This window comes from Methylomonas sp. 2BW1-5-20, assembly GCF_052474515.1.
The window spans coordinates 3798668-3822566 of the sequence record NZ_CP184127.1; the positions used below are offsets into that span (position 1 = coordinate 3798668).

Genomic DNA, 23899 nt, shown 5'->3' on the forward strand with positions numbered 1-23899 from the left:
CGGCATATACACCTGCCGCCGAAGCTGATCTTTTTTATTCGTCGAGGCGGGAAGACTCCTAAAAAGTCTTCCCAAAAGCCCCCTGTTACCAGGACAAACTACCCGTTACAACTCCACTGCCATCATATGCATAACCATTTTTCACGACGTTGGTGACAGTAAAGCCACAGGTACCTTTGCTATTGCCAGGCAAGACCGCGCTACCTAAATTCACAATACCTTTGGTATTGGTAATCAAGTATGTGGCTCCGGTCACTGCGGTTTTGGTACTACCGGAAGTGACCGAACCGCTCCAAACACCGTATACACCTGCGCCAATAATAACCGAGGCGCCGGATTTCACCGTTACATTAGCGGTGCATTGCAGCTTTCCGCCGCTCAAGGTTTTGCGGGTAACGCTGGTGCTATAAGCCTTCATATTAACTGCGACAGGGCTTTGCGATGCCTGTACGCTTTGGTTTGCACTACTTTTCAAACCGCTATTGTCCGTCACTGTCAACGTTGCGGTATATGCGCCGGGAGTATTGTAAACATGACTGACATTAGCGCTGCCGCTCGCAGTCGTACCATCCCCAAAATTCCAGAGGTAGGAGGCGATGGTACCGTCTCTATCGCTTGATCCGCTACCGTTAAGAGAAACATTCAAAGGTGCATTGCCCACAGTCGGCAATGCCGAAATCACTGCGGCGGGTGGCAGCAGAGCCAGAGCAGGGTAGCTGCCGGTAATACGGTAGCGGCCGACGCTGCCGTAATCAGAATAACCGGTAGTTAAATCACCCTTTCCCACCCCTTCAACTTGAAGATAATATTGTCCGGCGGCCAGTGTCGTGTCCAGAGTTGCCGACAAGCTATCTATTGGATTGGATTGAGCGACCGTGTTGCCTTTAGCGTCGATCAGTTTAAGCAAAATATCCAGATTGGGGGCAATCTGGTCAGGTGCGACATTGAATTGGACATTACCGCCGCTGGTAGAAAAGGCGAATACATCTACATCGGTACTTCGTTCGATGATTCCGTCCTGTAAAACCGCGCCAGGATCGCCTGCCAACGGCGCAGCAGTAGCCGTAGTGCTGGGAAAGTCATCCGGGCGTAACATCGTACCCGCCGCATTGATAACGGCAATATCATCCTGCAAGTTATTGGCACCCGGATATTCTCCACGGCTCCATTGGGTGACAGGCTTGTAGTAGCCCACGCCCATAATCGGCGCCCAACCGGTAGTTCCGCTACCTTGGCCGGCATAGTAACCGGTAGAGGCATTACCGTCGTGGTTCAGATTTAAGTTATGCCCAACCTCATGCGAAATGGCCTCCGCGACATACTTGGGATAACCGTTGCCCAGTTTGTCGAAGAAAGCCCAAGCTGGTTGGTAACGATCCGGCGTAGTAGACGAATAGTACGAGAACACATTGACATAAGCTACGCCGCCGCAGGTCTGGCTGCATAATTGCGGCATGGAGCGGGTTATGACCGCGCGAGTCCCGAACTGGGCATCGCCGCTACTGGTACGCCTTAACACATCAGCTGCCGGTTCCTCGGTAGTAATATCGACATCGAAAGGCGCATAGTCTTCCGCCACCCGTTGCCAGATTTCGCGAATATTATTCAACTCGGTTTCGCTAAAGGCCTTTGGATTGCCATCGACATCATAGGCTTGGGCAGTCAGCGTACCGGCATACCACGCCGTATTTACGGCCTCATACCCATTAAAGTCCAGATAGATCACCCGATTCGAACCTGGTTTACTGTGCAATGCGAACGCGTTGGTCGTTGCCGCGACAGTCATGCTATTGCCGCCGCCGGTCGCCGTGGCGGTTTCTTGTTTGCCTTGACCTTCCGGAACCTGTGGATGCTCATCGATATAGAGCAGACGGCCGCTTTCGTCGATCCAGGCAGTCGAATCGGTTTGCAATATTTCCTGCAAGCGCTCTGGCGTCATATCGTAGGCGCTAGCTACTTCGCCTAGCTTATCGCCCAAGGCATTCACAGCCGCCTGACCGTTCTTTTTCTGTGGCAAGCTAATTTGCGGGAACGGACTTTCCGCTTCTCCTTGAGACAGATCGGCGACCAACCCGGAGGCGCTTTGCGACTTTGCCTTAACCACTTCGAACGGATTCTCTAGTCCGGAGCCGTTTAAACCGGAAACGAAGGCTTGCACCCTACCGTCGGCAAGTAACGTTAAACCGTAGTTGTATCCTATCAGCGCTTTTTGTGCGTCTTCAGGCGAGGCAAAGTACAGCGGTTCGGCATAAAGACCGGCGGCCGAGGCCGGCAATGTCGTACTTAAGTCGTTTTCAATCGAGGCTGTTGGTTCAGGCGAGATTGCGCAACCTACCAAAGTTGTTAGTAGTGCGGACGCGATAAATGTCTGTCTGTTCATAATGGACTCCCGTGCAATGTAAAGTCACTGTGCCGATCTCCAATTCCGTGGGCACAGCCAAGTAATTCTGGTAATAGAGTAAACAACAAAGAGCCGGAAAATTTTGCGACGGGACCGGCGATTACGGAAAGAAACGAAAATTAAACTACCCGCGAAGCGGGTGTGCGGCGTTTCGCCGTCAAAGTATAGACGTAAAGGGCTAGTGCCCCGTCAAATCACCGCTTACGATGGCAGGGATTTGCCAGCGCCAAACAAAAATCCTTAACTTGACTAAACTGTGTTCATACTTCGCAGTCGCGATCACCACTGATTCAGTTTCGGGAAACTCCATGCGTTTATCCAGCATTCGCCAATCTATCGCCATATCCTGTTTAATTTTTTGTTCCGCGCTTTGCTATGCCGATACGCTGACTACCGCTAATTACGTTGTGACGATTACGCGCCACTGCGAAGAGGGCGAAGTCAGTTGCAATAACGTCAGTTATCACGGCGTGTCCAAGAAAACCGGCAAGTCGATCACCCTGCAAGGCAGTACCAAACACACGATGTGCGCCGACGGGGTAACACCCTGCCAATTTATCGGCTATCAATTCAAAACCGGCAATATCAGCTACTTGGTTTTGGAATCCGGAGCACTGCGCGTGGTTAAAGGCAGTAATGACGTACTAGTGGAGGAAGCCGGCGAATGGACTTATTAGTCTTCGCCAACGCCAAGCCGACAAGCCAGATGCCGACACTACCGATGATTCGCCGACTGCGCCACACCGGCGTTTTTTCAAGGCACGAGAACTTCGGCCAAAGCTATCAGGCCTTTCGTTAAACTTTAATGGTTTGCAAGAGTCTAGTCTGATATCAACGGTTCTCACATAAGCTAAGGAGCGAATCATGTCAGTAAAAAACGAGTTTGAAAGTCTGCTGGGCAATCTGGAGTCTGTTCGCGAAGAGCTTCAGTTAAAGCTGCATCTGGCGTCAATGGATGCAAAGGATGAGTTCGAAGCGGCGGAAAATCAGTGGCAACAAATAAAAAGCAAAGCCTCTGAAATTGCCGACGACTCGATTGAAACCTCCGAAGACTATATTGCCAAAGCCAAAATCGTTGGCGAAGAATTGAAAGCCGCTTATCAAAGAGTCGCCGCCCGCCTTTCCGAGTAATCGGCAAACAAACGCCGTGCCGCAAAGCCTTGTGCAAGAATTGCAGCTCTCGGACGTTTATAGCTTGCTGGAGCCGGGACCGGTGGTGTTACTGACCACCGCAGATCAGGGCAAGCTCAATCTTATGACCTTGTCCTGGCATATGATGGTGGAATTCGAGCCGCCATTGCTGGCATGCGTCGTCAGTAGCGACGATTACAGTTTTGCCGCTCTTCGAGCCAGCCGGGAATGCGTGATCGCGTTACCGGCATCGGCACTTGCAACTAAAGTGGTGCAAGCCGGAAACGTTTCCGGCCGCAATATCGATAAATTTGCCTTAGTCGGACTGACGCCGCTCCCGGCGCTACGAGTCGCCGCCCCGCTGATCGCCGAATGCTTCGCCAATCTGGAATGCAAGGTGGTCGATAGCCGCCTGGTCAATAAATACAATCTGTTCGTCATGGAGGTAGTCCAAGCTTGGATAGACCCAACGCAACAGAACCCCAAGACTCTGCATCACCAAGGTTATGGCCGCTTTATAGTCGATGGCGACATCATCGAATTGTCATCGAAAATGCGCTAACAGCTTTAATTATCCGCCGCTGTCGAATTGCCAAGGGTTGCTCCGCAATTCTGGCAATACTTCTGATCCTGCACCGCCGCCCCACATGCCGCACAGGCATTCGCTTCCCGTGCTTGATAGCCGCATTTATTGCAAAAACGCGCGTCAGCAGCGATTTGCGCGCCGCACTGCGGACAATCGTGTTTTTGCCGCGGGATAAGCCCGGTTATGACGCCGGCCAGTTTGGCAACCGTATCGACCAAATAAGTCGCATGACGATACGCTCTGAGTACAAACCAAATGCTGACGGCAACGATCAAAATGATGGCGGAACTATGGTAAATAGTCTTGCCCAAGCTATCGACAAACGGCGACAACAATTCCCAGAACAATGCCTGCACCGTAATCACAATCAGCAGCGCCGTTAAAGGCTCCGCAATGCCCTTGGCAAACGACAAGGCGCCGCCGCGAGCGGGAATAGCTTCTATCACGTAGCAGGCAAAAAAATAAAACAAGATCAGGGCCGCCAATCTGGCCAGAAACCAAACAATCGCGGCAGCCTTAAATACTCCGGCCACCTCCAGCTCGGACATCACCGGCACCTGCGTGACCACCTTGCCAATGACCAGGACGGTCGCAATCGTAATAAACAACTGCGCAGCCCGCTGGCAGGCATTATGCGACGAGGACATTAAAGAAAACATACGGCCTCCAACTCCCTATAAATAGACGAGGTCAGAATAACACACAAAATACACAGTCTCCTCCCGCAACCCACCCCCACCTAGCGCAGCTAACCGCTCGCGATAGCCTGAAGCCAAAGGATCGCGCGGTCAGTCGTGTAGCGAGACAAACAGAAAATCAATGCTCATGTGATTTACGATAGACGCCTAGTAGGTTAGAAAAGGTAGTGTGGTATCGGAATCGTTGGCGCGCTAAAACTTAACGTCAATAATTAAACGTTGGGCCTAACAGAGAAATACACTCCGTCAAAGTGTCAGCCGTCCGAAAGGATTAACCGGAAGCGGGGGACGAATCCCGCTTGTTGCCTGGCCGGGCTATCCGGTTAAATTCTGTTATACCGCCGCTTTTCTCAGTGGCGTTACGCTCCAGTTTTAGCCTTTGTCGCAAGCCTCCAAAAAATTCGCCAGCTTTTGCAAGGCTGCCTTGCGTTCGTCAAAGTAATCATGGCGATTGTAGATAGCTTCGACGCCTTTGATTTTATAGTTAAGGCAACGCTCGGCAATATGAGATTCAATGCCCAGCGCCGCCAGGTGGGTGCGGGCGGTGCGTCTAAAGTCGTGGATCGTGAACGGCTCGACGCCGGACATATTGGCTTTCACTTTCGACAGCGCCACATTCAGGGTGTTTTCGTGGATGTACGGAAGCCGCCGGTCTTGATATTGCCGGGCAGGGAACAGGTAGACGCCATCAGACAGGCGGATAATATCCCTCAGCAAGTCAACGGCCTGTTTGGGCAATGGGATGATGATTTCGGCTTTGGTTTTCGTGTCGCTGGTGGTTAGTCGCCAGGTGGCGTTATCCAGGTCGAACTGCTCAACCTTGGCCGTCACCAGTTCGCCTTTTCTTACGCACAGCATCAACAGCAGCTTAAAGGCGTATTCATTCAAGGATGAAAAGCCCTTGGTTTTACGCATGACCTCGAACAGCGTTACCAATTCATCACGGGATAGCGCCCGATCCCTAGCTTCTTCCTTGCCGCCGGCGTCGGACAGGTCAAACGCTGACGCCGGATTAAATTGGATGATGTGGCGCTTGATGGCGAAATCGAACATGCGTTTAGTCCAGCGCAACACGTCGTTAGCTATGGTAGGTGCGCCACGCTCGACGATGGCTTCCAGCATTCTGGAAATATCCATCGGCTTTACATCCTTGACCGGTATCTTGCCGATATTGGGCTTTATATCTTTCTCGATCCGGGATCTAACGATGTTAGGGTGCTTCCAGCGGCCCAGAATGGTCTTGGTGAAGTATTCATCCGCCAATTGGCCGACGGTGTAGGCATTTTTAGCGGCCTCGATCTTTTCCAGGGCTTCAGCCTTGCCTTCCTGCTTTTCTGCGGCCACGTCATAACCTAGCGCCACACGTGCCCTCATTTCTTTGGCAAGTCTACGGGCCTCAGCTAAAGATAAGTCGGCATAACTACCCAGCGTCATAACTCTGCGCGTACCAGCAAAGCGATAACGAAACCTCCACGCCGGCACAGCCATTTCCTTTCGAAAGCTCAAAAACAAGCCGCCACCGTCGCCCCGTTGCTCAAAACGCTCGCCGCTCTTAATCCAAGCCTTTATCTGAATATCGGTTAATTCGCTCATAGCAGCCTCCAAGGGTGGGCACACATAAAATTCATTAAAATTTACACTGTGTGCCCTTTTATGTGCCCGCATATTATGCGCTGCTATGGGATTGCTTGGGAAGGTTAAGACATAAAAAAGCCCGGATTTACCAGGCTTCGTTTGATTCGCGGGATTGACCGGGACAGTCTGAAACATCATTCAATATTCTGTATTTGCTCGCGCATTTGCTCGATTAGCACTTTCAAATCGATGGAAATTTGGGTCATTTCCCGGTCTGCGGATTTGGAACCCAAGGTATTGGCTTCTCGGTTCATTTCCTGCATTAAAAAATCCAGGCGGCGGCCGGTGGGCTCCGGTTGTTTCAGGGTGCGCTGAACTTCGGCGACGTGGGTTTCCAGGCGATCCAGCTCTTCCGCCACATCCAGTTTTTGCGCCAGCAACACCAGTTCCTGTTCCAGCCGGTCGAAATTGGGTTCGGCGACCATTTCCAGCACGCGGCTGGTGAGTTTACTACGCAGATTGTGTAACACTTCCGGCATGCGTTTGTGGGCGGCTTCTACCAGCAAATTGATTTTTTGACAGCGGTCTTCCAATAATTGCGCTAATTGCGCGCCTTCGCGGGCGCGGGTTTCCAGCATTTTGTCCAGCGTTTCGTCTAACAGTTGGACAATTTTTTCACGTAGCGCTTCTTTATCGGTTTCGGTTTCTTGCTGCACTCCCGGAAACGCCAATACTTCTAATGCGGAAAACGGTTGCGGATTGTTCATCAAGGCTTCGATACCCGCCGTGGCGGACAATAACTTTTCGACAATTTCCCGATTGATATTGAAACTGTTCTCGCTGGCTTGTTTTTTATAACTTAAGGAACATTCGATTTTGCCGCGTTTCAGCTTGTCCGCAATCAGGCGCCGGGCGTCGGCTTCGGCAAAACGCAGTCGCTCCGGCAACTTGACGCTAACATCGCTGTAACGATGGTTGACCGAACGTAATTCGCAAAGGATGGTCAGATTGTCGGCGCTTATTTCGCCGTCCGCAAAAGCGGTCATGCTTCTTATCATTTTTCACCTATAATCGTTACGCTTAACCCGCGCAGCTTTGCACATGGCCGAATACTACGATCCAGAAACTTATCCCAAGGAATGGAACTACCTGCAATCGGGAACCATTATAGATCAGTACATGATCGAGCGGGAATTGGCGCACGGCGGCTTCAGTTCGGTGTATTTAGCCCGACAGCTGGCCGATCAGATTCAGGTAGCGATTAAGGAATATTTGCCGCGCAAACTGGCGCATCGCACCTGGAACAATCTGGTAGTGCCGAATAACGAAGAAGCCAAGATATTGTTCATGCGCGGCCGGGCTTTGTTCTTCGAAGAAGCCAAGGTGCTGGCGATGCTTAAGCATCACAATATTGTCGATGTCATCAATTTCTTCCAGGCCAACGACACCGTGTATATGGTGATGACTTATGATTACGGCATCACCCTCGACAAAATCCTGCACAAACGCAGCCTGCCGATTAACGAAGCCTTTTTGCTGACGGTGTTTAAACTGTTGTTGACCGGGGTGGAAGCGGTGCATCAAAAGGGTTTGGTGCATCTGGACATCAAACCCGCGAATATTTTGATCCGTAACGACAACGACCCCTTGCTACTGGATTTCGGCGCCATCCGCAAAATCACGCTGGACCCGCAACGCAATCGCGCCAAGGTGCTGACTAACGGCTACTCGCCGATCGAGCAATACGACAATAACGGCAATCTCGGCCCCTGGTCGGACATTTATGCGGTAGGCGCCAGCATGCGCGCCTGTCTGGATTATAAAATTCCGCAACCTTCGCCGGATCGTATCAAACAGGACGATTTAGCGCCGGCAGTAAAAGCGCATAAGCGCCATTTCCCGGAATATTTACTCAAGGCCATCGACTGGGCCATGGCGGTTTTTCCGGAGAACAGACCTCAGAGTGTCGCGGAGTTGCAGCAAGCCCTAAACCAGGGCAATAGTTAAAAACAGGCCTGGTAAAGCCAGTATAATGCCCGCAATTTATATACCAAAGAGATGAATATGAGACCAAGCGGACGCAATCCCGATCAATTACGAGAAATACGCTTTACCTGTAATTACACCAAACACGCCGAAGGTTCGGTGTTAGTAGAGTTTGGCGATACCCGGGTTTTATGCACCGCCAGCGTCGATAACAGCGTCCCGCGCTTTTTAAAAGGCAAGGGCGAAGGCTGGGTCACAGCCGAATACGGCATGCTACCGCGTTCCACCCACAGCCGGATGGACCGCGAAGCCGGTCGCGGCAAGCAAGGCGGCCGTACCTTGGAAATTCAACGTTTGATCGGCCGCTCCTTGCGCGCCGCCATCGATTTGAAAGCCTTGGGTGAAAATACTATCACCATCGACTGCGACGTGATTCAAGCCGACGGCGGCACCCGTACCGCGTCCATCACCGGCGGTTTCGTGGCCCTATCGATTGCCATCGAGCATTTGTTGAAAACCCACAAAATCAAGAAAAACCCGCTGCATGGGCAAGTCGCCTCGGTGTCGGTGGGGATTTATAACGGCGTGCCAGTGCTGGACTTGGACTATGCCGAAGACCATCAAGCCGAAACCGATATGAACGTGGTGATGAACGAGGCCGGCCACTTTATCGAAGTGCAAGGTACGGCCGAAGGCCATGCGTTTAGAAAAGACGAATTGAACGCAATGCTGGAACTCGCCGAATTGGGTATCAATCAGTTGCTGGAAAAACAGCAAGCCGCATTGCGCGAAGCCAAAAAGCCAGCCCCTCTGCGAGTCGTCCTGTAACGCAAGAATGAGTTCAATAGTTTTAGCTAGCGGCAATCCCGGCAAGATTCGGGAGATTCAAGCCATCCTGCAAAACGATAACATCCTGCCGCAATCGCAATTCAACGTGGTAGAACCGGAAGAAACCGGCGCGACTTTTATCGAAAACGCCATCATCAAGGCCCGCAACGCAGCACTGCATTGCAACTTGCCGGCCATCGCCGACGACTCCGGCCTGGCGGTGGATGCGCTGGGCGGCGCGCCCGGCGTGATCTCAGCGCGTTATGCCGGGGTCGGCGCTACGGATCAAGCCAATCTGGACAAGTTACTGGCGGACATGCTCGAAGTACCGGACGCCGAACGCTCGGCGCGCTTCATTTGCGTGATGGTGTATTTGCGCCATGCCTATGACCCGACACCTATCGTCGCCCAAGGCGTCTGGGAAGGCCGAATTTTGCGGGAAGCGGTCGGCGAGAACGGATTTGGTTACGATCCGGTGTTTTGGGTCGAACAATATCAATGCTCTTCCGCACAATTGGCGCAAGAGTTAAAAAACGCCCTTAGCCATAGAGCTCAAGCCCTACGGGCGCTTAGCCAGCAAATCGCCGGATTGTGAACAAACTGCGAGAGATTGCTCGGCATTTCGCCGGAGGGCACAGCGTCGGCAACATCAGCACTCTTGGGAATGGCTTAATCAATGACACCTTCTTGGTCAATGCTGGCGATACCCCATTTGTGTTGCAAGGCATCAATAGCCGGGTGTTTCCGCAGCCGGATCAGGTTGTCGCCAATTTACAGCAGCTGAACCGTCATATCGCGGAGCAAGACCCGGCGAACGTGCAGCTACGGATTCCGGCGCTACTGCCGGCCAACGATGGCACGGCGTTCTACCGTGATGACGATGGCCAAATCTGGAGGGCTTTAGAGCTCATCAGTCCGGCCGAGAGCCGGGAACAACTCAGCAATCGAGCGGAAGCCAGCCAAGTCGGCTTTGCGCTGGCGCATTTTCATCGCCTGTGCGGCACTCTAGCCTCGGAATTGCTAAATGACACGTTACCCGGCTTCCACATTGCCCCCGCTTATTATCAAATATATCTGGGCATTCTGGATCAACCTCTACAAGTACCAAACGATGCCGAGTTTCGACAATGCCAACAGTTTATCGAGCGCTTTCAAGACCGAATCGCGGTGCTGGAACAAGCCAAACAGCGCGGCGAATTGCTAGAGCGCGTGATACACGGCGACCCGAAGCTGAACAATTTTTTATTCGAACCGGGCAGCGACCGGATTGTCAGCCTGATTGATCTGGATACCGTCAAGCCGGGTCTGGTGCATTACGACATCGGCGACTGCCTGCGTTCCTGTTGCCACATCCGAGCCGGCAATCGATTTGATTTACCCCGCTGTGCAAGCATATTGAACGGTTATTTAGCCGAAGCCGGCCAGTTTTTCCAGCCAGCCGATTACGCTTATCTGTATACGGCTACTTTGTTGATCCCGTTCGAGCTGGGCCTACGGTTTTTTAGCGATTACCTGCAGGGCAATCAATATTTTAAGGTCAATAACGCCCGAGAGAATCTAGACAGGACGGTGGATCAATTTGCGTTATGCGCCAACATCGAGCGGCAGCAAAGCGAGTTATTGCGTTTAATCGAAGACATCGCCGCTAAATACGCCGCCGTTATTTAGCCAGCACCTTGGCTATCATATCCAACAATTGCGTTATATCCAGCGGCTTGGTCAGATAAGCCGAGAATCCGGCACCCAGCCCTTGTTTTATGTCATCGGCCATAGCCGCCGCACTGACCGCAACCACCGGGATTTGTGCCGTGAGCGGGTCGGCTTTCAACGCTTTCAATGCCTCCAACCCGCTCATCCCCGGCAGGGATATGTCCATCAATACCAAATCCGGAGAAACGTCCTTAAGCATCGCCAACCCTTCGCTGGCCGACCGGGCGATATACAGCCGGACCTTTGGAATACGACGGAACAAATGTTTGATAAGACTGATGTGCACCGGATTATCCTCCACATAAAGCACTTGGCCTTCGAGACTTAAATCCTGATTATCGTCGACACTCGTCGGCAAAACAGGCGGCGCTGGCGTGGCTCCGGGCAATTCCAACCAGAATTGACTGCCGACTCCCGCATCGCTCTTAAAACCGATGCTGCCATGCATCGCCTCGATCAAATACCGGCACAACACCAAGCCGATACCGGTACCTTCGATGTGAGTGGTTTCCATGCCCAAGCGCCGGAAGGGTTGAAACAACCCGGATTGCAAATGTTCCGCTATGCCCTGGCCCGTGTCCTCCACGCAAATCCTGACGCTATCTTCGGTTTTTTGGCAAACAATCGTGACTCGGCCGTGTTCGCGATTGTATTTAATGGCATTGGATACCAGGTTTTGCAGAACTTGGCGTAGCCGGAAGGCGTCCGCTAATACCGATAAGCCCGCGGCATTGTTAACCGTTAATTCAATATGCCGTTCCGCGGCCTGCCGCTCAAAGGTTGTCGGCATTTCATCCAACATGCTGTCCAAGCTCACCGGCTCCATCCGCAATTCCAGCTTGCCGGACTCGATACGCGCCAAATCCAGCACATCGTCCACCAGCGTCAGCAACTGCCTGCCTGCCTTCAAGATATGAGAGACCGGTTGTTTCTGCGCCTCCAACAAAGGCTCGGGCACGCCGATATTTAATAGCTCGGCAAAACCGATGATCACATTCAACGGGGTGCGCAGTTCGTGGCTCATGCTGGCCAGAAACATGGATTTAGCCGCGTTGGCACTTTCCGCCGCCATCTTCGCCTCCAATAAGGCATTTTCCATGTTTTTGCGTTCGCTGATGTCGTACAACACGCAGTGGCATTGCACGAACTGGCCTTCCACATCCAATTGCACCCGCCACTCCAACAAAACGATAATCGCCCCGCCGTCGCCACGCAACAGCCGTAATTCCTCGGCGACAGGCAATATGCCCATCTGTTGTCCGTCGATAAAATGATCGATGAATTCGACATGACAATCAGGATCGAAGATCCCATTAAAATTCCGCTGCAATAGCTGTTCCCGGCGATACCCCGCCATTTGACAGAATTTGTCGTTGGTATCGAGAATGTAACCGCTAATATCCAGGCACAAGTAAGCGACCGGCGAGTTTTCCACCAGTTGCCGGAAGCGGCTTTCGCTGGCTTGTAGCGTTTGTTCGGCTTCCTTGCGGGCGGTAATATCGAAAAAAGTCGCTAAAAACCCGTCGTCTAGTGTGATGCCGGAGACCACCATTGTGCGAATTTTGCCGCGTTTGTCGGTTATCCGATATTCCAGCCCCTGAATATCGCTGCCATGATCCCTCGCCTTGCGTAAAGCATCGTTCCAGGCTGTCATAGCCTGTTGACGATAAGCCGGCTCCGGAAATGCCAACGGCCACCAGTCGTCCAGGGTAACCACTTCCGCATTGACGTAGCCGAAGGTTTGAATAAAACGGCTATTCAGCTCGACAATACGCCCATGGCGATTGACCACAGCCAAGGGCATCGGCAGCAGTCCGAACAAACGCTGGAACAAAACCTTGTTTTCTTCCAGCTCCGCTTCGTTGGCTTTTTGCCGGGAAATATCGGTAAAAAAACCGTGCCACAGCGTATCGCCGTTTTCAACCCGTTCCGGCGTGGCATGACAGCCTATCCATCGGCAACCGTACTCGGGATGCAGCACGCGAAACTCGGCCCGGAACACATCGCATTGGCGCGCGGACTGGGCAATCAGATGTTTGATGACCGGCAAATCGTCACCGTGCGTAACGGCAAATAGCGGCCCGGCATCGTCCAGCACCTGCTCCGGCGTTACACCCATCAAATCGTAGAGTTTACTACTGGCATAGGGCAAACAAGAGCTACCGTCGGCACGCAGCAAATATTGATAAATCACACCCGGCGCATTGGCGGTAACCTTTTGCAGATAATCGGCGTTAGCGCGCGCCTGCTCTGCATTGCTTTTCAATCTAGTGAGCATTTGCCAGCTCAAAAAAGCAATGATGGTGTTGAACGAAAAAAGATTCCAGGTGACATTCAACCAAGGCAACGGATTATAGGCATACACCTGATAATCCACGTCGAAGTTGACCCAGTGCCGAGTAGCGGCAAAACCCAGCAAGGCCATGCTCAGAATATTGGTCGCTATTAGCCAGCCGGCAAGCGGGAATTCGAAGAGAAACACGCATAATAAGGTGTTGAGCGGTGCGAACAATTTACTGCTGGCGATCAGGCCGAACTGCCAAAGCCCGCTGTAGGTAATCACCCAAAATATAAGCATCAGCGATATTGCCCGAGCGATATAGGGAATGCGTTTGCGCCCCAACCATAGCGACCACAGCATGAGTAATGCCATCACCTGAACAGCCATGACCGGCTTCCAACCCATGAATATCGTTCGCGATAAGGATATTCCCAAACTTGGGATACCCACTATCGCCGAAACCAGCAGGGTGGCATTCAGCAATTGGCTGCGTAAAACACTTACATCTTCGTACGTAGTCTTCATAAATAGGATCTCGGGCATCGATCCGCCACGGGCAGAATGACGGCAATTAAAAGTCTGTTCGATGCCCTACAGCCTGGCTTGCAACCATTCGATCGCTCTTTGCTCGGGCATGGCCGGCGCCAGTAAATTGCCACTCAGCAAATCGCAGCCAAAATCGCGGGCCAAATCCAGATCTTGCCGGGCCTGCAGGTTAGCGGCGACCACACTCAAATTACAGGCCTTGGCCGATTCGATAAAATCGGCGGCAAATTCCGGCTTGCGCAAATTGACGGCCTCTCGTGTAAAGCCTATATCCAGCTTGATTTCCGTGAACGGTATTCGACACAAGGCGCGAACCGCCGAACCGTCCGGCGCACTATCGTCCAGCGACAGCTGAATACCTTCCCAACACAAACGGGCCAAACTATCCCAAGCCATTGGCATCTCGTTTAAAATCGTAACCTGACCGATTTCCAGCAGCAAATTCTCGGGTTTAAATCCGGTAGCCCGTAACGACGCCAGAATAAACTCCGGTAACCGGGCATCGCTCAAGCAACGGGCGGGTAGATTGACAGTTAGACTTAACAAAAATCCGGCGTCGGCGATACGCACCCCACCGCTCAAGGCTTTGGGGAAAAGCAGCTTGAACAACTCGCAGCTCAAGCCGTAACGCTCGGCCAAACCCAGCAGGATATCGGCCGCCACCTGCCTACCCTGATATTGCCAACACCATTGCGCCGCCATTCCAATCGGCGTCAGGGTTTCGGCAGTCAATTTCGCTTGGAAATGCACCTCGAATTCATCGTCGCGTAGTGCCCGGCTAATATCAGTCAAACTTAACCCGGCCGGACTTACTCCCGCGTCGGGATTGGTGGCTTCATCCGTTATTTTAAAACAATCCGCCAAATCGCCTAAGGTTACGGGCTTGGACAGCGTACCCAACAATCGCAAACCCCTAGCCTTTACGAATTCGGCGTTAGTATCCGACGACTGTTGACCGGCATCGCCAATCAACAACAGATAACCGTCGTAATCGCTGTCGGCCACTTGCCGGATAAAATCTCGTGCCGCCATGGCCGGCATACTCAAGTCGCTTATCAATAGCTCGATCGCGGGCCGCGCTTGCCGCAGCTCGATTAGCGCACTGGAAGCGCTGCTACTGCTGAGGATTTGGCGCACACCTAAGGTATTTAACAACAGCCTTAACTGGCGCCGCGCGAACGCATCATCATCGACAATCAGCACCGGCTCCGGAATCAGAAAATCAGCGGTATTTTGCCCTCCCGCCGCGCTGTCGCTTTGCCAACCGGACAGCAGCAGTTCCGCGCCGGCCTTTTCCAACCCGGTTAAAATCGCATGCAGTTCGGCTATGAGGGCATCGGCGTCGACAAACCGTCCGGCTAGCATGGCAGCCTCCAGGCTCTCGGCAAGTTTGGCAAACTGCAAGGCGCCGATCGTCTGCGCGGAGGCCTTGAGTTTAAGGACGGCTTTGCCGATGCGACTGTGGTCCTGGCGTTCGACCTGCTGCCGGCAAATCTGCAATTCCACCCTAGCGGTTCTGACAAACAACTCCAGCAATTCGCGGACATGAACCAGATTTTCGCTACCGATTACGCCGACGAGATGAGGCAGGTCCAAGCCGAACTTTTCCGCTTCGGGTAGTTCAGTAGCCCTGGCCTGCTTAACGGGCGGCAGCTCGGGCCGAGTTAGCCAGTGCGCCAATATTTCACGCAGCCGTTCCAACTCGATGGGTTTAGGTAAAACCGCAGTCATGCCGGCCGCCAGGCATGCGTCCAACTCATCCGGGCAATTGATCGCCGTGATAGCAATGATAGGGATGCTGCCGCCCTTGTTGCGTTCGACCGCGCGTATCGCGCCGGTCAAGGTCAAACCATCGGCACCCGGCATGTTGAGATCGGCCAATACCGCTGAGAAGCTGCCTTGTCGCCACATGCCAAACGCGGTGGTCCCATTCGCGGCGAATGCGCAGTCGTAACCCAAGGCGGCAAGCTGCATTTTCAACACGGCCTGACAGCCAAAATCGTCTTCGGCCACCAAAACGCTTTGCCCCGACCTTATTAAGCCATCTGTTGGCGGCAATGGCGAAATAGCCAATGCGCTTACCGGCTCGCCACCCTGTTCGGCAATGCTCATCGCCCCCTGAACAGCCTGAAGTAGTTCTTGAAGCGCTTGCCGCGCCTCGCAAGCCAAATTGGAATCTTGCAAAAGCTGGTGCGTCGCGTGCTGCACAATGTGCATTGCGTCTGATTGGGCGAGCGATTTAATATTCCATGCTGCTTGGCCGGTGCCGCTTGCACGTACTGGGCTACCCAGAACCCTCCGCCGCATCAGTTTACGATTTATCGCATTAGCTGGAGGGGCGTTCGAAACGGCATCATTCGCTACATGACCACCGTCCAGCAGTCTCGCCAAACCTTCGATATTGTCTCGGATCGCGGCAAATCTGTTTTTACCGCCGAGGTCTTCCGTCAACTCGTCAAGTATATGTCCCAACACTTTCGCGCGGGCGACGATTTCCGGAGAATAACGCGTATTGCCTGTCTGTATTGCGCTGACCGCCTGACGCAATTGCCGACCGTAGCGGCGCTGCCAACCGAACAGGCTAATTTTGGCCAACACCTGGCGAATCCGTCCAGCCGTATCCGGAGCATGAGCGGCGGACATCTAGGCGATTTTTGACCAGCGCAGATTAAATTCCACAACCGGGCGTAGCGCAAAAAACGCAACCGGTTTTGGGTAAAGCAGCATCTCGGCCCGCAACACACCGGCCTCCGCCGAAACTTGCACCGCCGACAGCGCCACGCCCAGCCGTTTGGCGGTTTCTCTGGTTGTTATAAATCGCTCTTTGCCGGCAACGCCGCTCATATTCGCCATATCAATCATTTTCATCATTCACCGTAGGATTTTAGCAGTTAAATCCGGCACGGTTGAAAACCGCCGGGTTGTCGCCCACAGACAAATTAAAGACCGGACGCACGCCCGACAGCTTTAAGCGGGTTGATACCCAAAACCGGAAGGACTAAAGATTCTATCTGCCGTTAAAGACGCAAAGGCGCTCTCCAGCCAAACACCATGACCTCCTCCGCCGAGCTTTAAAGCGCCAATCAGGCCTGCCTGGCGCTGGCGTGATTAGTGACTGGAAGACGATGTCTCGCAGGAAACGCTGAAGCCCTGAGTTTCAACCCCGATATTCCGGTCCGCCGCCGCCTGCAAGAAGTCGGCTATGGTTTCCATAATATCCAGATCGATAAATTGAGCTTTGGTGCCGTCGATTAATAACTCGCTGTCATTGGGCACTTCATCCAGGTATTTACGCAGCAGAGCCTTGTTCAAAAACGAGACATCCTTGTGCAAGCGCAACAGGAAATGAGAGCCGTGCTGGGTCAAGGTGATAGCCGCGTGGAAATTGGCTTTCAATACGAAAAAGAAACCGCAGGCCATACCAATGACAATGCCCTGCAATAAGTCGGTGAGCAAAATCGCGGTAACGGTAATGGCAAACGGCGCGAACTGGTTCCAACCCTTGCGGTAAAACTCCACGAACAATGCCGGCTTAGCCAGTTTGTAACCGGTTTGCAGCAAAATTGCCGCCAAACAGGCCAGCGGAATCATGTTCAAATATTTCGCAAAAAACAACACGCTGACCATCAGCAAAACGCCATGGAAGAAACACGATAGCCTGGTTTGGCCGCCGGCATTGATATTGGCCGAACTACGCACGATCACGGCGGTAATCGGCAGACCGCCCATCAAGCCGCTGATCATATTGCCCAGACCTTGGGCTTTAAGCTCGCGGTTGGTCGGCGCCACCCGTTTATGCGGATCCAGCTTATCGACCGCTTCTATGCTGAGCAATGTTTCCAGACTGGCAATGATAGCGATGGTTGCAGCAATGCTGTAGGCCTTGGGGTTGGTAAAGTAGCTGAAATCCGGCAGCCGTAATTGGTCGATAAAATTAGCGGCGCTGCCCAATTCCGGCAGCGAAACCAGATGTTTTTCGCCTATCGCCAGCTCCGGGGCGAAATACATCGCCAAGGTATTGAAACTGATCCCCCAAACGACCGCTAATAGCGGGCCCGGAATCAATCTTAAAGGTTTGAATTGTTTAATGAAGCCGCTATCCCAAACAATCAGAATCAACAGGGCCACGACGCTGACCAAGGTGACGCCGGGGGTAATCCCCTCCAACGCCTCGGAAAATTCGAAGAAGCTCGATTCGGCGGTTTCCTGCATATAGCTTTCGTCGCCTTCAAAGCTGGTGTCGTAACCGGTGGCATGCGGGGTTTGTTTGATGATCAGAATCACGCCTATTGCCGCCAGCATGCCTTTAATCACCGATGCCGGAAAAAATGCGCCGATCACCCCGGCTTTTAAAAAACCCAGGATGATTTGCAAACCGCCGGCCATCACCACGCTCAGCAAAAAGCCGCCAAAGCCGCCCAGGGTTTCGATGGCATCAAACACGATTACCGTGAGACCTGCTGCCGGTCCGGACACACTGAGCTGAGACCCACTAGCCCAGGAAACCAGAATACCGCCAACCAAGCCCGCGATAATGCCGGAGAACAGCGGCGCGCCGGATGCCAACGCCACGCCCAAGCAAAGCGGTAAAGCCACCAGGAACACCACGATGCTGGCCGGTACATCCTGGTGCAGATGTTTCAAATAATAATTCAGTTGAGATGTCATGGGTTTACTCAGTAATTACGAAAAACCGAATGCTAATCGGCGTAACGGTAGATCGGATTGATTTGGGTGTTGTGGTCGAGTTTGATCAATTCACTAATCAGGCCGTCATTCAGGCCGTATACCCAGCCGTGCAGCGTAGGTTTGTGCCCATGTTTCCAGGCTGACTGAATAATCGAGGTATGGGCCAAGCGATAAACTTGTTCGATGATGTTCAACTCTATCAAGCGATCGGTCTTCTTCGAAGGATCTATCGACTCCAGCTCCTCCTGGTGCAAGCGGTACACGTCTTTGATGTGCAGCAACCATTTGTTGGCGATCACCAAATCGGCTTTCTGCGGTTGAAGGGCCGCCTTCACGCCGCCGCAGCCATAATGGCCGCAAACGATGACATGCTTAACTTTTAAGACCGAAATGGCGTATTGCAGTACGCTTAAGCAATTGAAATCGGTGATGATGACCTGATTCGCAATATTGCGATGCACAAAAATTTCGCCGGGCTTGGCGTTGACCACGGTTTCGGCAGGCACGCGGCTATCCGCGCAGCCTATCCACAAAAAATCAGGCTTTTGTTCCTTGGCCAGCTGGACGAAAAACTCCGGGTCTTTTCTACTGATCTCTTCCGACCAGGCTTTGTTTTCAAGCAATAATTTCGCAGGTGTAAGCATAATTGGCATCCTTATTGATTAACTAAGTGTTCTAGAGCGTATCCGGAACTGTTTGTTCAAAAGAGAATATCTTTACGAGCAATACTATATCGAATCGAAACTATATGGCAATCGCTTTGCGATCCAAGCCCGAACTAACCGGCGTATGAAAGTTAAATCGAGCCGTCGCCCGGCACTCCTACGACCGTGGCACGATACGTCTGTTTCGAATCGGTTATCAACTGCGTGGCCGCGTTTAGCCGCTGGCACCACAACTGCAAACTGGTTTCTTGCCAGGACAACAGCCATTGGGGATACAGACCTATCATCAATACCAGCAACACCGGCACGGCCAGCAGCGCCAGCTCGCGCGGGCGTAGATCCTGTGCTCCGGCCACACTGTCGTAAACGACCGGGCCAAAAAACGCGCGCCTGACAAAGCCCAGCAGATACGCCGCGCCCAATACAGCCCCGAACAAAGCCACCACCGCCAGCGCCGGATAGGTTTGCAATACGCCCAGAATCATCAGCAATTCGGCGGGAAAACCATTCGTGCCGGGCACGCCGATGCTGGACAGCGCGAACATAAAAAACAAGACGGTCATACGCGGCATGGGTTTGGCTAAGCCACCGAGATGGACCAAATCGGTACTGCCCAGGCGTTGCTGGATCATACCGGCAATCAGCATCAGGCTGCCGGCGACGATGCCGAAATTCAGCAGCTGCACCGTAGCACCCTGCAGGGCTTGCAAATTAAAAGCGGCGATGCCGACAATCACCAACCCAACGTGGCTTATGCTGGAATAAGCGAGCAGGCGGCGCAGATTGGTTTGTTGCAACGCGATCAAAGCCCCGTAAATCAGGGTCACCGCACCGAGTATCGCCAACAGCCAGCGATGCTCCAGCGCCGCTTGCGGCGCCAGCGGTATCGCAAAACGAATAATGCCGTAAACGCCGAGTTTTAAACCCACCAGCAAGGCACTCAGAAAAGTCGGCGCTTCCATCGCCGTCGTCGGTAACCAGGTGTGAAACGGCAGCAGAGGCGCTTTTACCGAAAAACCCAAAACCAGCAATAGAAAGATCAAACCCTGCGCCGACTCGGCTAGCGGCGTATTCAGCAGTACCGGCAGACTGAAAGCCAAACCCTGCGGGACTGTCCCCCCGGCGAATTGCGCGTGATTGATTGCCAGCAAAATAACCCCGAACAGCAAGGGCACGCCGCCGAACAGCATATATAAGGTATATTTCATCGCCGCGTACCGCCGTTCGGCGCCGATTCCCCACAAACCAATCAAGAAAAAAATCGGCGGCAAGGTCAGTTCCCAAAACAGAAAGAACAAGGCTAAATCCAACGCGGTAAACACGCCGATAGTCGCGCTTTCCAGCGCCAGCATCAGCGCCAACTGAAAGCGGTTTAAATGCCGCACGCTATTCCAGCTTGCCAGCAGGGCCATCAGGGTCAGCAGGGCCGTCATCGGTAAAAACAATATCGAGATACCGTCTACGCCGAGTTGATAATGGATATTCAGGCCGGGTATCCAGGGATAGTCTTCCTGCAACTGAAAATCGCCGCGCGCAGTATCGAAAACCCAAGCCACGGCAATGGTAAACACTAATTCTACCGCGGCAACCAGCAATGCGCCGCGCTTGGCTGATTCGCTATCCTGGATAAATACCAGCGACAACGCTCCCAATAGCGGCCAGGCCAGACACAAGGACAGTAAGGGGAAACTATCAATCATGGTGCGGGCCGTTCATGTGGTGGCTGTGATGTTTTGGATAATGTTCGCCAATTTCCTTGGCTTCCCGATCGATATATTTCAGCCAGGGCGTGGTGTAAAAGCCGGTGCCGATCAGCAAACCGCAAATGGTCACGGCGATAATGCGTTCCTTAACTACCGGATGATGAATGCTGCCGTAGGGCTGCACAAAGCGTTTGGGATGAGCGATGAACAGCCGCTGAAACGCCCAGAGCAAGAATGCCGCACCCAACACGTTACCCAATAAAATGGCAATAGCAAGGTACCAGCCGTGCTCTTCTATAGCGCCTTCGATCAGCAAATGCGCCGCGTCGAAACCCGGCGTGCCGGGCATGACCATGGTGCTGAGCGCGGAAATCAGAAACAGCAAGGCAATGGTCGAGTTGGTTTCGAACAATCCACCCATGCGCGGCAAGAACGAGGTGCGGGTGCGTTCGTAAATCAAACCGATACTGAACAACATACCGGCCGTCGCCAGACCATACGCTATCGACAATAGAATGCTGCCTTCCAGGGCAAAATCGTTGAAGGAAAACACCCCAATCGTCAACATGCCGGTATGACTGATCACCGCAAACGCCAGCAATCGGCGCATATTGATTTGCATCAGCGCCAGCAAGGCACCGTAAAAAATGCCGATCAAGCCCAGATCGACCACAAAATGCACCCACTGCTCGGCGGCGCCCGGCACCAGCGGCAGAATGAAACGAATCAAGGCGTAAATTCCCAACTTCAAGCCGGTCAGAAACATGGCCGCGCTGGCGGCGGTGCCGTGCTCGGCTAACAGGGGCAGCCATGCATGAAACGGAAACAAGGGCATACGGATCGCAAAGCCGAAAAACAGCAGGATAAATATCAGGGTTTCATTGGGAATTGCCAGGTTGTGGTGCTTCAAGGTCAACCAATCGAAGCTTAATTCCATGCCGTTTTGCGCCAGTCCAAAGCTCAGTAACACAAAACCGGCCAAACTCATCGCCAAACCGGACAGCCAGTATTGCAATACTGTTTTAACCACCTGGTTGCGCTGTTTGCCAGTGCCGGCGAATACCGTTAATAACACCACTGGCACCAGTTCCAGCAAACACCAGAACCAGAATTGTAGGGTGTTTAGCGCGGCAAACGCGCCGATTAAAATGCCTTGATAGGCCAACAGGCAGGCAATGAACAGGCGGTCGTTGCGATGCCGGGTGATCAAGGTATAGACCAATGCCAGCAAGCCTAAAATCGCTGTCAGTGGAATAAACAGAATGTTGGTGCCGTCTACTCCTACCCGGTAGCTCATGCCGAGAAAATGGAAATGTTCGGCAAGATGGATGCCGGGCGTTTCGGAATCGAATATCAGCAATAGATAAATACTCAGCAACACATTCAGCAAGGCGCCACCGAAGGCCAGCCGCACGCTGTAAATGGGCTTTGCGAAAACTACCGCCAACATGGCCAGCAGCGGCACCAGGGTCAACACCGTCAACAGCGGCACCGCCGCCACTACGTGCCAGAAAACAATAGGGGTATTCATCGGTATCCCAGCGCTACCATCAAGGTGATCAACACGAACAAGGCCAGATAGCGCGGCTGTAACAACAATTGCTCGAAGCGGTTTGCGGCCTGACCCAGTCGCCGGCCGAATCGGATTGAATCGCGACCGATGCCGCGCAGAATAAAGTGATATTCAAACCAATTAAGTAAGGCTGCCGTCCATTGCGCCAGCTTGCCGGCCAAACCGCTGCCTTGTGCGAAACTATCTTCCTGGCTATCCAGGTTGGCACCCATTTTTTGTTCTTCCCATTGCGCCAAGGACGACACCGCCCTGATAGCCGGCGCCGGTGCGCCCAGAGCAGGATCGACGATGTGCGCGTCGATGTAACGCGCATCCTTGGCCAAGCGCAAAACCGGTTTGACCACCAGCCAATCAATAGCCGGCTCCAGCCAGCCGCGCTGCAAGGAAGCGATAAATGCCCAGCGGCAATTCGCCAGCGCTGGTGCCACTGGCTGGGTCGGTTGACCGTGGGTATTGTGCAGAATAGATGGGGCGGTTAATAGCAAATAGCAGCGCACCACGGCATGCGCGCACAGATGCCAGGCCGCTAAGCTCCAAAACCCCAGCCCGCATTCGACGAACATCAAGCCCAGTTGCGCGGACGTGGCAAAAATCTGCGAGCTTTTAATGTCGGTCTGACTCAAACCCACCCAATAGCTATAAATCGCCGTCAGTGTGCCGATCACGGTCAACAACAGCATCGCCAGCGGCGCCTGCATAAATAAGGGCTGCAATTGGATAATTAAAAATACCCCGGCATGAATCATCGCCCCGCCATAAAAAATGGCACTAGATGGCGTCGGCCCTTCCATCGCCCGCGCCAGCCAGGGTGTGAACGGAATCTGCGCGGATTTGGCAAATGCCGCCAAGGTAAAACCCAACGCCAGCAAGGTGGCATCGCCCGATTCCAGATCGACCGCGCTGTTATTGATCGTTTGCCAGTCGGTATTTTCCAGCCAAGCCAAAGCCAGGCCAATGGCCAGAATAAAGCCGCCGTCACCGATGCGATTGGTGACAAACACGCGTGTGGCGTTATGTGCGGCGATTGGCCTGTCGTAGGCATACGCAATCAGCCAATACGAACAAACCCCGGCGATTTCCCAGGCGATAAAGGTAAACACCGCGTTGCCGGACAACACCAACAGCAGCATCGCCGCCGCAAATAGAGTCAGGATGAAAAAGAAGCGGTGGAAGCCGGCCTCGCGGTGCAGGTAATTCACCGAGAAACGTATCGCCACCAGCAGCAGCAAGGAAAACAAACTCGCCAAAACCAGATTAAAGCCGTGGGTGATTAGCGTGCAGTCTACGGTCAGCGTACCGCTACGCAGCCAGGTGCCGTAGGACACCGAATCGGGAAGCAGGCCGGATAAATCGGCTATCAACAAACCTAAGGCCGTCAGCGCCGACAGGCTGATAGCCGTCAAAGCCAGCCTGGCGGTGGTTTTCTCGCCGGCCTCGCCGTCGATAATCCGGCAAAAGTGCAGGCCGCCAATCAGCAGCGCGGCCAGTAGCGGAAACAAGGGAATCAGGGTTGCATAAGCTGCCATA

19 protein-coding genes are annotated in these 23899 nt (G+C 53.1%); 7 read left to right on the top strand and 12 right to left on the bottom strand.

Translation table 11 applies throughout. The features are described from left to right. Positions 1-85: 85 nt before the first annotated feature. Positions 86-2380 carry a PKD domain-containing protein gene (locus tag ACH50O_RS17535; protein WP_446809039.1) on the bottom strand — a complete coding sequence of 765 codons (2295 nt, stop codon included), beginning with the start codon at positions 2378-2380 and terminating at the stop codon, positions 86-88. Positions 2381-2709: 329 nt separating this feature from the next. Between ACH50O_RS17535 and ACH50O_RS17540 the strand changes: the two genes are divergently transcribed. The 3 genes from ACH50O_RS17540 (at position 2710) to ACH50O_RS17550 (ending at position 4094) form a co-directional block, all read left to right on the top strand. Next, on the top strand, positions 2710-3078 hold the full coding sequence (locus ACH50O_RS17540) for a hypothetical protein (protein WP_446809040.1): 369 nt from the start codon (positions 2710-2712) through the stop codon (positions 3076-3078). Positions 3079-3265: 187 nt separating this feature from the next. Then, a complete protein-coding gene (locus ACH50O_RS17545; protein ID WP_446809041.1) occupies positions 3266-3532 on the top strand; it encodes a hypothetical protein in 267 nt (88 codons plus the stop codon). A gap of 31 nt (positions 3533-3563) precedes the next feature. After that, entirely contained in the window at positions 3564-4094 is a 531-nt protein-coding gene (locus ACH50O_RS17550) for a flavin reductase family protein (protein ID WP_446809042.1), read from the top strand. 5 nt (positions 4095-4099) lie between these two features. Here the strand turns inward: ACH50O_RS17550 and ACH50O_RS17555 are convergent, their stop codons facing one another. The 3 genes from ACH50O_RS17555 to ACH50O_RS17565 form a co-directional block, all read right to left on the bottom strand. Then, positions 4100-4777, bottom strand: coding sequence for a zinc ribbon domain-containing protein (locus ACH50O_RS17555; RefSeq protein WP_446809043.1), 678 nt, complete (start codon positions 4775-4777; stop codon positions 4100-4102). Between the two features lie 411 nt (positions 4778-5188). Continuing rightward, positions 5189-6409: a tyrosine-type recombinase/integrase gene (locus ACH50O_RS17560; protein WP_446809044.1), complete on the bottom strand. Its 1221-nt coding sequence runs from the start codon at positions 6407-6409 to the stop codon at positions 5189-5191. Positions 6410-6585: 176 nt separating this feature from the next. Beyond that, on the bottom strand, positions 6586-7437 hold the full coding sequence (locus ACH50O_RS17565) for a YicC/YloC family endoribonuclease (RefSeq protein WP_446809045.1): 852 nt from the start codon (positions 7435-7437) through the stop codon (positions 6586-6588). Between the two features lie 55 nt (positions 7438-7492). Here ACH50O_RS17565 and ACH50O_RS17570 point away from each other — a divergent pair, with 55 nt between their 5' ends. From ACH50O_RS17570 to ACH50O_RS17585, 4 genes are read left to right on the top strand one after another with little or no spacing between them, the layout of a single operon-like run. Continuing rightward, complete coding sequence (locus ACH50O_RS17570) at positions 7493-8398, top strand: serine/threonine protein kinase (protein WP_446809046.1); 906 nt, start codon at positions 7493-7495, stop codon at positions 8396-8398. A gap of 57 nt (positions 8399-8455) precedes the next feature. Further along, positions 8456-9205 (top strand): ribonuclease PH, encoded by a 750-nt coding sequence (rph, locus tag ACH50O_RS17575; RefSeq protein WP_033157559.1) that lies wholly within the window; start codon positions 8456-8458, stop codon positions 9203-9205. Positions 9206-9212: 7 nt separating this feature from the next. Continuing rightward, a complete protein-coding gene (gene rdgB, locus ACH50O_RS17580; protein WP_446809047.1) occupies positions 9213-9800 on the top strand; it encodes an RdgB/HAM1 family non-canonical purine NTP pyrophosphatase in 588 nt (195 codons plus the stop codon). After that, entirely contained in the window at positions 9797-10873 is a 1077-nt protein-coding gene (locus ACH50O_RS17585; protein ID WP_446809048.1) for a phosphotransferase enzyme family protein, read from the top strand. The genes rdgB and ACH50O_RS17585 overlap by 4 nt, the downstream gene beginning before the upstream one ends. On the opposite strand, the gene ACH50O_RS17590 is transcribed toward ACH50O_RS17585, so the two are convergent. From ACH50O_RS17590 to ACH50O_RS17625, 8 genes are all read right to left on the bottom strand, one after another. Continuing rightward, positions 10866-13721, bottom strand: coding sequence for a PAS domain S-box protein (locus ACH50O_RS17590; RefSeq protein ID WP_446809049.1), 2856 nt, complete (start codon positions 13719-13721; stop codon positions 10866-10868). The genes ACH50O_RS17585 and ACH50O_RS17590 overlap by 8 nt on opposite strands. A 66-nt stretch (positions 13722-13787) precedes the next feature. Next, positions 13788-16385, bottom strand: coding sequence for an EAL domain-containing protein (locus ACH50O_RS17595; protein ID WP_446809050.1), 2598 nt, complete (start codon positions 16383-16385; stop codon positions 13788-13790). Beyond that, a complete protein-coding gene (locus ACH50O_RS17600; RefSeq protein ID WP_446809051.1) occupies positions 16386-16613 on the bottom strand; it encodes a hypothetical protein in 228 nt (75 codons plus the stop codon). Positions 16614-16850: 237 nt separating this feature from the next. Further along, a complete protein-coding gene (locus ACH50O_RS17605) occupies positions 16851-18410 on the bottom strand; it encodes a SulP family inorganic anion transporter (protein ID WP_446809052.1) in 1560 nt (519 codons plus the stop codon). 32 nt (positions 18411-18442) lie between these two features. Next, positions 18443-19075, bottom strand: coding sequence for a carbonate dehydratase (gene can / locus ACH50O_RS17610; RefSeq protein WP_446809053.1), 633 nt, complete (start codon positions 19073-19075; stop codon positions 18443-18445). Positions 19076-19227: 152 nt separating this feature from the next. Then, entirely contained in the window at positions 19228-20796 is a 1569-nt protein-coding gene (locus ACH50O_RS17615; RefSeq protein ID WP_446809054.1) for a complex I subunit 4 family protein, read from the bottom strand. Next, on the bottom strand, positions 20789-22330 hold the full coding sequence (locus ACH50O_RS17620) for a complex I subunit 4 family protein (RefSeq protein ID WP_446809055.1): 1542 nt from the start codon (positions 22328-22330) through the stop codon (positions 20789-20791). Before ACH50O_RS17620 ends, ACH50O_RS17615 begins: the two co-directional genes overlap by 8 nt. After that, positions 22327-23898, bottom strand: coding sequence for a proton-conducting transporter transmembrane domain-containing protein (locus tag ACH50O_RS17625; RefSeq protein WP_446809056.1), 1572 nt, complete (start codon positions 23896-23898; stop codon positions 22327-22329). The genes ACH50O_RS17620 and ACH50O_RS17625 overlap by 4 nt, the downstream gene beginning before the upstream one ends. Position 23899 lies beyond the last annotated feature (1 nt).

Bases quoted from the DNA above. Each gene is read 5' to 3' on its own strand.
- ACH50O_RS17600 (WP_446809051.1), bottom strand. From the start codon at position 16,613: ATGATGAAAATGATTGATATGGCGAATATGAGCGGCGTTGCCGGCAAA.
- rdgB (WP_446809047.1), top strand. From the start codon at position 9,213: ATGAGTTCAATAGTTTTAGCTAGCGGCAATCCCGGCAAGATTCGGGAG.
- rph (WP_033157559.1), top strand. From the start codon at position 8,456: ATGAGACCAAGCGGACGCAATCCCGATCAATTACGAGAAATACGCTTT.
- ACH50O_RS17570 (WP_446809046.1), top strand. From the start codon at position 7,493: ATGGCCGAATACTACGATCCAGAAACTTATCCCAAGGAATGGAACTAC.
- ACH50O_RS17620 (WP_446809055.1), bottom strand. From the start codon at position 22,330: ATGAATACCCCTATTGTTTTCTGGCACGTAGTGGCGGCGGTGCCGCTG.
- can (WP_446809053.1), bottom strand. From the start codon at position 19,075: ATGCTTACACCTGCGAAATTATTGCTTGAAAACAAAGCCTGGTCGGAA.
- ACH50O_RS17625 (WP_446809056.1), bottom strand. From the start codon at position 23,898: ATGGCAGCTTATGCAACCCTGATTCCCTTGTTTCCGCTACTGGCCGCG.
- ACH50O_RS17540 (WP_446809040.1), top strand. From the start codon at position 2,710: ATGCGTTTATCCAGCATTCGCCAATCTATCGCCATATCCTGTTTAATT.
- ACH50O_RS17565 (WP_446809045.1), bottom strand. From the start codon at position 7,437: ATGACCGCTTTTGCGGACGGCGAAATAAGCGCCGACAATCTGACCATC.
- ACH50O_RS17590 (WP_446809049.1), bottom strand. From the start codon at position 13,721: ATGAAGACTACGTACGAAGATGTAAGTGTTTTACGCAGCCAATTGCTG.
- ACH50O_RS17545 (WP_446809041.1), top strand. From the start codon at position 3,266: ATGTCAGTAAAAAACGAGTTTGAAAGTCTGCTGGGCAATCTGGAGTCT.
- ACH50O_RS17595 (WP_446809050.1), bottom strand. From the start codon at position 16,385: ATGTCCGCCGCTCATGCTCCGGATACGGCTGGACGGATTCGCCAGGTG.
- ACH50O_RS17605 (WP_446809052.1), bottom strand. From the start codon at position 18,410: ATGACATCTCAACTGAATTATTATTTGAAACATCTGCACCAGGATGTA.
- ACH50O_RS17555 (WP_446809043.1), bottom strand. From the start codon at position 4,777: ATGTTTTCTTTAATGTCCTCGTCGCATAATGCCTGCCAGCGGGCTGCG.
- ACH50O_RS17615 (WP_446809054.1), bottom strand. From the start codon at position 20,796: ATGATTGATAGTTTCCCCTTACTGTCCTTGTGTCTGGCCTGGCCGCTA.
- ACH50O_RS17535 (WP_446809039.1), bottom strand. From the start codon at position 2,380: ATGAACAGACAGACATTTATCGCGTCCGCACTACTAACAACTTTGGTA.
- ACH50O_RS17560 (WP_446809044.1), bottom strand. From the start codon at position 6,409: ATGAGCGAATTAACCGATATTCAGATAAAGGCTTGGATTAAGAGCGGC.